Annotated in this window: 7 protein-coding genes and 1 pseudogene; 5 read left to right on the top strand and 3 right to left on the bottom strand. The window is 62.8% G+C overall.

Annotated elements, in window-relative coordinates; translation table 11 throughout:
* Positions 1 to 710 (bottom strand): LysR substrate-binding domain-containing protein (locus tag ENZ74_RS13720; RefSeq protein WP_127312812.1); only part of this gene is annotated, 710 nt, incomplete at its 3' end.
* Between the two features lie 90 nt (positions 711 to 800).
* On the opposite strand from ENZ74_RS13720, the gene ENZ74_RS13715 reads away from it, so the two are divergent.
* From ENZ74_RS13715 to ENZ74_RS13700, 4 genes are all read left to right on the top strand, one after another.
* Positions 801 to 2351 (top strand): trimethylamine methyltransferase family protein, encoded by a 1551-nt coding sequence (locus ENZ74_RS13715; RefSeq protein WP_013532332.1) that lies wholly within the window; start codon positions 801 to 803, stop codon positions 2349 to 2351.
* 42 nt (positions 2352 to 2393) lie between these two features.
* Positions 2394 to 4043, top strand: a complete 1650-nt coding sequence (locus tag ENZ74_RS13710) for an ABC transporter substrate-binding protein (protein WP_027163239.1) — start codon at positions 2394 to 2396, stop codon at positions 4041 to 4043.
* 96 nt (positions 4044 to 4139) lie between these two features.
* Positions 4140 to 4619: a DUF3828 domain-containing protein gene (locus tag ENZ74_RS13705; protein WP_027163240.1), complete on the top strand. Its 480-nt coding sequence runs from the start codon at positions 4140 to 4142 to the stop codon at positions 4617 to 4619.
* 4 nt (positions 4620 to 4623) lie between these two features.
* Positions 4624 to 5235 (top strand): hypothetical protein, encoded by a 612-nt coding sequence (locus ENZ74_RS13700; RefSeq protein WP_013532329.1) that lies wholly within the window; start codon positions 4624 to 4626, stop codon positions 5233 to 5235.
* 9 nt (positions 5236 to 5244) lie between these two features.
* On the opposite strand, the gene queF is transcribed toward ENZ74_RS13700, so the two are convergent.
* A complete protein-coding gene (gene queF, locus ENZ74_RS13695; protein WP_010915503.1) occupies positions 5245 to 5706 on the bottom strand; it encodes a preQ(1) synthase in 462 nt (153 codons plus the stop codon).
* A 101-nt stretch (positions 5707 to 5807) separates the two neighbouring features.
* Between queF and ENZ74_RS13690 the strand changes: the two genes are divergently transcribed.
* Positions 5808 to 7853: an NADH:flavin oxidoreductase gene (locus ENZ74_RS13690; RefSeq protein ID WP_063167731.1), complete on the top strand. Its 2046-nt coding sequence runs from the start codon at positions 5808 to 5810 to the stop codon at positions 7851 to 7853.
* A gap of 143 nt (positions 7854 to 7996) precedes the next feature.
* Here ENZ74_RS13690 and ENZ74_RS13685 read toward each other — a convergent pair.
* A pseudogene (locus ENZ74_RS13685) lies at positions 7997 to 8206 on the bottom strand (hypothetical protein); the annotation flags it as partial.

Raw genomic sequence — 8206 nt, 5'->3', positions numbered from 1 at the left:
CCTTGGATCACCAGGCCGTAGTCGTTGATGCGCAGGCCGCGCGCGGTATCGCTGAGATTGGCGCCCGCAGACTGGAACCATTCGTCCCAACTGGCCGCCTCGCGATACGGCTCCTCCAGATGGATGAGGCGGTGCGTGGCCAATTCGGCAGCGGATCTGGGCAGGCCGAACTTTGCCGCATAGCTGGTGCCGGCGACGGGAAATATCTCCTCGTCAGCCAGCGGCAACGAATGATAGTCCGGCCAGTCCCGCGGCGCGCCGCCGCGCACGCCGAGCGGAATGCCTTCCGCGATGATGTCGAGGTCGCGGTCGGCGGTCTGGATACGCAGGTCAATGCCCGGCAGCTCGTCACGGAACTGCTGCAGGCGCGGCATCATCCAGAACGAACCGAACGCGGTCGAGGCGGCCAGCGTGACATGACCGCCGGTCGCCTGCAGGCGCAGATCCTCCGCCGATTTGCGGATGTGCGAAAGGCCGAGCGAGACGTCGGCATGGAAGCGCTCGCCGGCCTCGGTCAGGAGCACCTGGCGGTGGCGGCGCTGGAACAGCTTGGCGCCGAGCTGTTCTTCCAGTCCGCGCACGGCATAGGAGACGGCGGCCTGCGTCATGCCCAGCTCGCGCCCGGCGGCGGTGAAGCTCGACAGCCGCCCGGCCGCCTCGAAGACGATCAGGCTGCCGGCCGAAGGCAGAAGGTGGCGCAAGCTTCGCATAAGCTGAGCTTATACAAGAGATCAGGATTTTCCAGCGTCACATCACCATTTTGTCGCGCTAGGCTCCTTCATGAGTGGAATGGAGTTGCCATGAACGCACCGGCCCCAGAAGTGACCGAACATGCCAACCGCCGCAGTGGCGGCCGCCTGGGGCGCAAGGCCCTGCGCGGAGCTCCCGTAACGTCGTTCCCGACGCTGGTCCGCCAGATCCCCGTCTACCAGATGGTCCCCGATGAGGCGGTCGAACTGATCCACGAGGAGTCGCTCTTGATCCTCGAAGAGGTGGGCTGCGAGTTCCGCGACGACGAGGCGATCGCACTGTGGAAGGCGGCGGGCGCGGATGTCTCGGAAACCCGTGTGCGGATCGACCGGGCCCTGCTGATGGAACTGGTGTCGAAGGTCCCGTCGGAGTTCACGCTCAATGCGAGGAATCCGCAGCGCACGGTGCGGGTGGGCGGCAACAACACCATCTTCGTGCCGATGTATGGCGCGCCCTATGTTCGCGATCTCGACAACAACAGGCGTTACGGCACGCTCGCCGACCTCAACAATTTCCACAAACTCGCCTACATGGCGCCGGCGCTGCATTCATCGAGTTCGGTCATTTGCGAGCCGATGGAAATCGCGGTACCGAAGCGTCACCTCCACATCATCCATTCCGCGCTTAAGCATTCCGACAAGCCGTTCATGGGCATCGTCACGTCCAAGGAGCGGGCGGAAGACACGATGGCGATGGCAGGCATCGTGTTCGGAGAGGATTACGTCCGCGACAATCCTGTCCTGGTGTCGATCACCAACTGCAATTCGCCGCTGGTGTGGGACGCCACCATGCTGGACGCGATGAAGGTCTATGCGCGAAGCAACCAGCCGCTGATCCTCGCACCCTTTGCACTGTGCGGCGCCTCGACTTCGGCGTCCGCCGTGGGCGCTGTGGCACAGGTCAATGCGGAAGCGCTGGCGGGCGTCGCCTTCACGCAACTGCTGCGCCCAGGCTCGCCGCAGATCTACGGACAGTTCATGGTCACGGTGGACATGAAGACCGGTGCTCCGATGGGCGGCACGCCCGAGGCGGCGCAGATGATGTATCTGATGGGAGCGCTGGCACGGAAATACCGGCTGCCGTGGCGCACCTCCGGCTTCCATGTCGGGTCGAAGCTCAACGACGCCCAGGCTGGTTACGAGGCGAACATGCTGATGCATGCCGCCATCCTCGCCGGCGCCAACTACATCTGGCACTCCGCCGGATGGCTCGAGGCCGGCCTGACCTGCGGCTATTCGAAATTCGCCACCGACTGCGAACAGCTCATCGGCTGGTACAAATATGCCGGCGGCCTGCCGTTCGACGATTTCAAGGAAGCCATGGCGGCAATCCGCGAGGTGGGACCGCAGGGCCATTTCCTCGGTACCCAGCACACGCTGGAACATTTCGAATCCGCCTTCTTCATGCCCTCGATCATGGACTTCAATTCGTTCGAACAGTGGAAGGCAGAAGGGGCGAAGGACCACGACACGCGCGGCCGCGAGAAGGCGCGCAACATGCTGGCGGATTACGAGGAGCCGAAGCTCGACGAAGGCATCGCCGATGGCCTGATGGATTTCATCGCGCGGCGCGAGGAGAGGCTGCCGGACAGCGTCAGTTGAGGCGAAGAACCAAGATCAAAGGGAACCAGACGGGAGGAAAAAATGGCATTCTTCAGAAGCAGTGGCGATCGCGTGCCGAGCGCTATCGAGGCAATGGCGGTCGAAGCACGCGCGGGTCGTGTCGACCGGCGCGAGTTCCTGGCGCTGGCAAGCGCCTTCGGCGCATCGACGGCTCTTGCCTATGGCATGATCGGCCTTGCCGTGCCGGATCGGGCCTTGGCCGAAGAGCCGAAGAAAGGCGGAACGCTGCGCGTCTCGATGTCGGTGAAGGGACAGAAGGATCCGCGCACTTACGACTGGGTGGAACTGGCGAACATTTCGCGCTGCTGGCTGGAGCCGCTTGTCCGCTATACCAGGCAATTCACCTTCGAGCCGGTCCTGCTCGAAAGCTGGGATATCAACGACGACGCCACCGAATACGTGCTGCATGTGCGCAAGGGCATCACGTGGAACAATGGCGATGCCTTCAACGCCGATGACGTCGCTCACAATCTGACCCGCTGGTGCGAGAAGAATGTCGCCGGCAATTCCATGGCCGCCCGGGTCGGCGCGCTGATCGACGCAAAGACCGGCAAGGCCAGGGATGGCGCGATCACCAAGGTCGACGACAATACGGTCAAGCTGAAGTTAAGCGAACCAGACATTTCGCTGATCCCGAATTTCACCGACTATCCGGCGCTCGTCGTCCATCGCAGCTTCGATGCCGACGGTGCCGATCCGATCAAGAAGCCGATCGGCACGGGACCGTTCGAACTGGTCTCCTACGATGTCGGCCAGAAGGCGGTCGTCAAGCGTCGTGAGAATGGCAAATGGTGGGGTGGTGAGGCGCCGCTCGACAGCGTCGAGTTCGTCGACTACGGCACCGATTTCAACGCCACCGTGAACGCGTTCGAATCCGGTGAGATCGACCTCAATTTCGAGTCGCCCGCCGACTTCATCGACATTCTCGACAAGATGGATCTGGTGAAATCGGAGGTGGCGACGGCGACGACGCTGGTTGCCCGCACCAACATCACCCACAAGCCCTACGACGACAAGCGGGTGCGCAACGCCCTGCAAATGGCCGTCGACAACAATGCGGTCCTCGAACTCGGTTATGCCGGGCGAGGCACCCCTGGTGAAAACCACCACGTCGCCCCGATCCATCCGGAATACTATGCGCTGCCCAAGAAGACACGCGACGCCGCCGGCGCCAAGAAGCTGATGGCGGAAGCCGGACAGGCCGACTTCGAGCATGAGCTGATCACCATCGAGGACGATTGGCAGAAGAATACCGGCGACGCCATTGCCGGCCAGTTGCGCGATGCCGGGATCAAGGTGAAGCGCACGGTGCTGCCGGGTTCGACCTTCTGGAACGACTGGACGAAATATCCCTATTCGATGACGATCTGGTACATGCGCCCGCTTGGCGTGCAGGTGCTGGCGCTCGGCTATCGCACCGGCGAGGCCTGGAATGAATCGGCATATTCCAACCCCGATTTTGATGCCAAGCTCAAGCAGGCGCTTTCGCTCATCGACGTGGAGAAACGACGCGAGGTCATGAAGGATGTCGAGCAGATCCTGCAGGATTCGGGCGTCATTATTCAGCCCTTCTGGCAGAAGCTCTACAGCCACATGAGCAAGAAGGTGAAGAACTATGGTGTCCACCAGACATTCGAGATGGACCTTCAGAACGTCTGGCTGGACGGCTAAAACAAGGTGCTGCAGGACTTCATGAGCCGCAAAAAAGCCGATATGCAGGATACGTGGTGTTGATAGGCTCAAGCCGTCAAAAGCCGGAGATTCTGCATGCGACTGACAGTGATCGTTGCCGCCCTTTCGATAGCCCTGCCGGCCGGAGCCGTCGCCGGACCGGCGTCCGACGCGGTGAAGTTCTTCTATGCCCCGGCGGTCAAGTTCGAGGCCGACGAACAATATCGGGACCGGTTCACCGAACCGGTGACGAAACTGTTCGACCTGAACGACCAGGCAACGAAAAAGAACCCGGACCAGGTCGCCTGCATCGATTTCGATCCTGGTCTCGACGCTCAGGATTTCGATCAGAAAACCGTCTCGAAAACGCTGAAACTGTCTGAGAAGCAGGATGGCGACAACGCACAGGTCACGGCATCCTTCAGCCTGTTTCCGGAAGGCGATGATTCCAAACGTGAAATGCTCTGGTCGCTCAAGAAGATCGACGGCAAGTGGAAGATATCGGACATCGCTTCCAAAACCAGCGACTGGACGCTCAGCGCGCTGGAATGCATGGCCGGCCAGACGCCGGAGTGAAGCGATGGCCCACCGCCGGTTCGTGGCACTGTCGGGTGTGTGCCTGCTGGCGGCTCTGAGCGGCGCCGCCGCGCAAGGCTTGTTGGGTGCGCCGCCGGCAAACGCCCCGGCCGACACCCAGCCGAGCGACAGCGCTGCACCGCCCGCAAATGCGCCGGGCGGAGCGGCAGAACCGGCCACGCCGCCGGTTGGATGGTCGCCGGCCGAAGCCGCGCCCGCCGCACCGATCCAGCCGGGCTCGCCGACCGCCGTTGTGCGGCCGTTTTACGATCAGGTCGGGCTGGAGATCGATCCGGCCGAGCGAAGCCATTTCATCGATCCAGCCAAAACCGTGCTCGACAAGAGCGACGCCTTGCGCAAATCCGGGCAGGGCGAGTGCCTCGACCCCAACATGGCGCTCGACAATGCCGATTACGACAAGGCCGAGATAGACAAGAGCCTGAAGACGCTCGAGGCGATCAACGGTGACCAGGCCAAGGTCATCGTCGCCTTCGTCATATCGGGCAACCCGCACCGGCTGGAATGGAAATTCAAGAAGGTCGATGGCGACTGGAAGATCACGGACCTGTTGTCGGTGACCGGCGAATGGGCACTCAGCCAATATCAGTGCGAATGATGGGCGAGCTCAACCCCGCCCGCGATAGGGCGCCACCCCGGTGTCGGGGAGCCAGGCGCCTTCCGGCGGAGCGCCGGTTTGCCAGAACACATCGATCGGAATGCCGCCGCGTGGATACCAATAGCCGCCTATGCGCAACCACAGCGGCTTGGTTGCCGCCACGATGCGGCGGCCGATCATGACGGTGCAGTCTTCATGGAAGGCGCCATGGTTGCGAAACGAGGTCATGAACAGCTTGAGCGACTTCGATTCCACCAGAGCCGCATCGGGTGCGTAGTCGATGACGATATGGGCGAAGTCCGGTTGGCCGGTGACCGGGCACAGCGAGGTGAATTCCGGGCAGGTGAAGCGCACGATCGCCGGCGGCCCGTCGCCGCGCGAAAACGGTACGGTCTCCAGAACCGCTGCTTCGGGGCTTTGTGGCGTCTCGACGTGCGCACCGAGCTGGGTGAGAGTTTTGGTATCGATCATGGGCCCAATCCTTGTCGCATGCGCCCGGAGTGCGTGCGGGACGACATGCTTGAAAACGAATTTTGCCGCTCATTAGCACAATTTGAAACCGCAGGAAGACGATGACCTCCAACGATCCGCTTCTCCAGCCCTACCAGCTCAAACATCTGACGCTGAAGAACCGGGTCATGTCGACCAGCCATGAGCCGGCCTATTCCGAGGACGGCATGCCGAAACAGCGATACCGGCTCTACCATGCCGAGAAGGCCAAGGGCGGTATGGCGCTGACCATGACCGCCGGCTCGGCGATCGTCTCGCGCGACAGCCCGGCCGCTTTCGGCAATCTGCATGTCTATGACGACAGGATCGTGCCGTGGCTGGCCGAGCTCGCCGATGCCTGCCACGAGCACGACTGCAAGGTGATGATCCAGATCACCCATCTCGGCCGCCGTACCGGCTGGAACAAGGCCGACTGGCTGCCGGTGCTCTCGGCCTCGCCGGTGCGTGAGCCGGCGCATCGCGCATTCCCGAAAACCATCGAGGACTGGGACATCGAGCGCATCGTCGCCGACTATGCTTCGGCCGCCCAGCGCTGTCAGGCCGCCGGCCTGGACGGCATCGAGTTCGAATCCTACGGCCATCTGATGGACGGCTTCTGGTCGCCGGCCACCAACCATCGCGACGACGAATTCGGCGGCTCGCTCGACAACCGCCTGCGCTTCACCAACATGGTGCTTGATGCCGTGCGTGCGTCGGTCGGCGAGAAATTCGTCGTCGGCATCCGCATGGTCGCTGACGAAGATTTCGAAAAAGGCCTGTCCAAACAGGAGGGCATCGAGATCGCCAGGCGGCTGGCCAATTCCGGCAAGGTCGATTTCCTCAACATCATCCGCGGCTCGATCGAAAGCGATGCGGCGCTGACCAAGGTCATACCGGTGGCCGGCATGCGCTCGTCGCCGCATCTCGATTTCGCCGGAGAGGTGAGGGCGGCGACGAAATTCCCGACCTTCCACGCGGCGCGCATATCCGACGTGGCCACCGCACGCCACGCCATTGCCACCGGCAAGCTCGACATGGTCGGCATGACCCGCGCCCATATCGCCGATCCGCACATCATCAAAAAGGTGATGGAGGGCCGCGAGCATGAGATCCGCCCGTGCGTGGGCGCCACCTATTGTCTCGACCGCATTTATGAGGGCGGCGAAGCGCTTTGCGTCCACAATGCCGCGACTGGCCGCGAGGCCGAAATCCCGCATATCATCGTCAAGACCGAAGGACCGAAGCAGAAAATCGTGGTCATCGGAGCCGGCGCCGGCGGGCTGGAGGTTGCGCGGGTCGCAGCCGAGCGCGGCCACAAGGTGACGGTGCTTGAAGCATCGAGCCAGGCCGGCGGCCAAATTCGACTGGCGACGCAGAATCCGCGCCGCAAGGAGCTGATCGGTATCATCGACTGGCGGCTGGCTGAACTCGCCCGGCTCGGCGTCGAGATCCGCTACGACACCTGGGCGGAGAAGGACGATGTTCTGGCGCTGTCACCCGACGTGGTGGTGGTCGCCACCGGCGGCCTGCCGCAGAACCCGCCGCTGACGGCCGGCGACAATCTTGTCACCTCAAGCTGGGACATCATGGCCGGCAGCGTCAAGCCGGCCGAAAATGTACTGCTCTATGACGACAATGGCGGCCATCAGGGCATGGGCGCCGCCGAACTGATCGCCAATGCCGGCTCGAAACTCGAACTTGTCTCGCCCGAACGTTTCTTTGCCCCGGAAATGGGCGGCATGAACCATGTGCCGTACATGCGCGCCTTTCAGGAAAAGGGCGTCAGCATCACCATCAACACGCGGCTGCGTTCGGTGCGCCGCGAGGGCAACCAACTGGTCGCCGAACTGGCATCGGATTTCGCCGATGGCTGGCGCGGCGAGCGCAGGGTCGACCAGGTGGTGGTCGAGCACGGTACGTTGCCGCTCGATGATCTCTATCTCTCGCTGAAGCCTCTGTCGAAGAACGGCGGTGCGGTCGACTACGAACGGCTGGTGAGCGGTGGCGACATCTTCCCCAAGCGCAATCCAGAAGGCGGCTTTGTACTGTTCCGCATCGGCGACGCGGTCGCTTCGCGCAACATCCATGCCGCCATCTACGACGGCATCAGGTTCGGCTTGCGGATCTGAAATTGGGCGTTGCCAGGATCGGTGGCGCGCGGCCGGACCTGCGTACGAGAGCCCATGTACTTCGGTCTGGCCGCGCGCTCGCGCGTCATTGGCTCGTCGCCAGACAACGCACGATTCTGTGAGGGTGTGCCGCGTGGCGGCGTTCAAAACATTCTGGCGGTGGCCATGCACAGCACTGTCAGCACCAACAGCCCCCCGGCAATGCGCTCGCCTCTTGTCATCTTCGCGCGCAACTGCCTTTCCGTTGCCGCATCGGCACCGGCAAGCTGCCTGCTGGTTGAGCCTACCAGCGCGCCTTGCACGCCGGCGGCGATCAGGGCCGTCACGATGCCCAGCGCCAGCACCTTCTCCAT

Source organism: Mesorhizobium sp. M7A.F.Ca.CA.002.15.2.1, assembly GCF_003998715.1.
Lineage (GTDB): Bacteria > Pseudomonadota > Alphaproteobacteria > Rhizobiales > Rhizobiaceae > Mesorhizobium > Mesorhizobium ciceri.
This window is presented reverse-complemented; position numbering and strand designations above follow the sequence as displayed.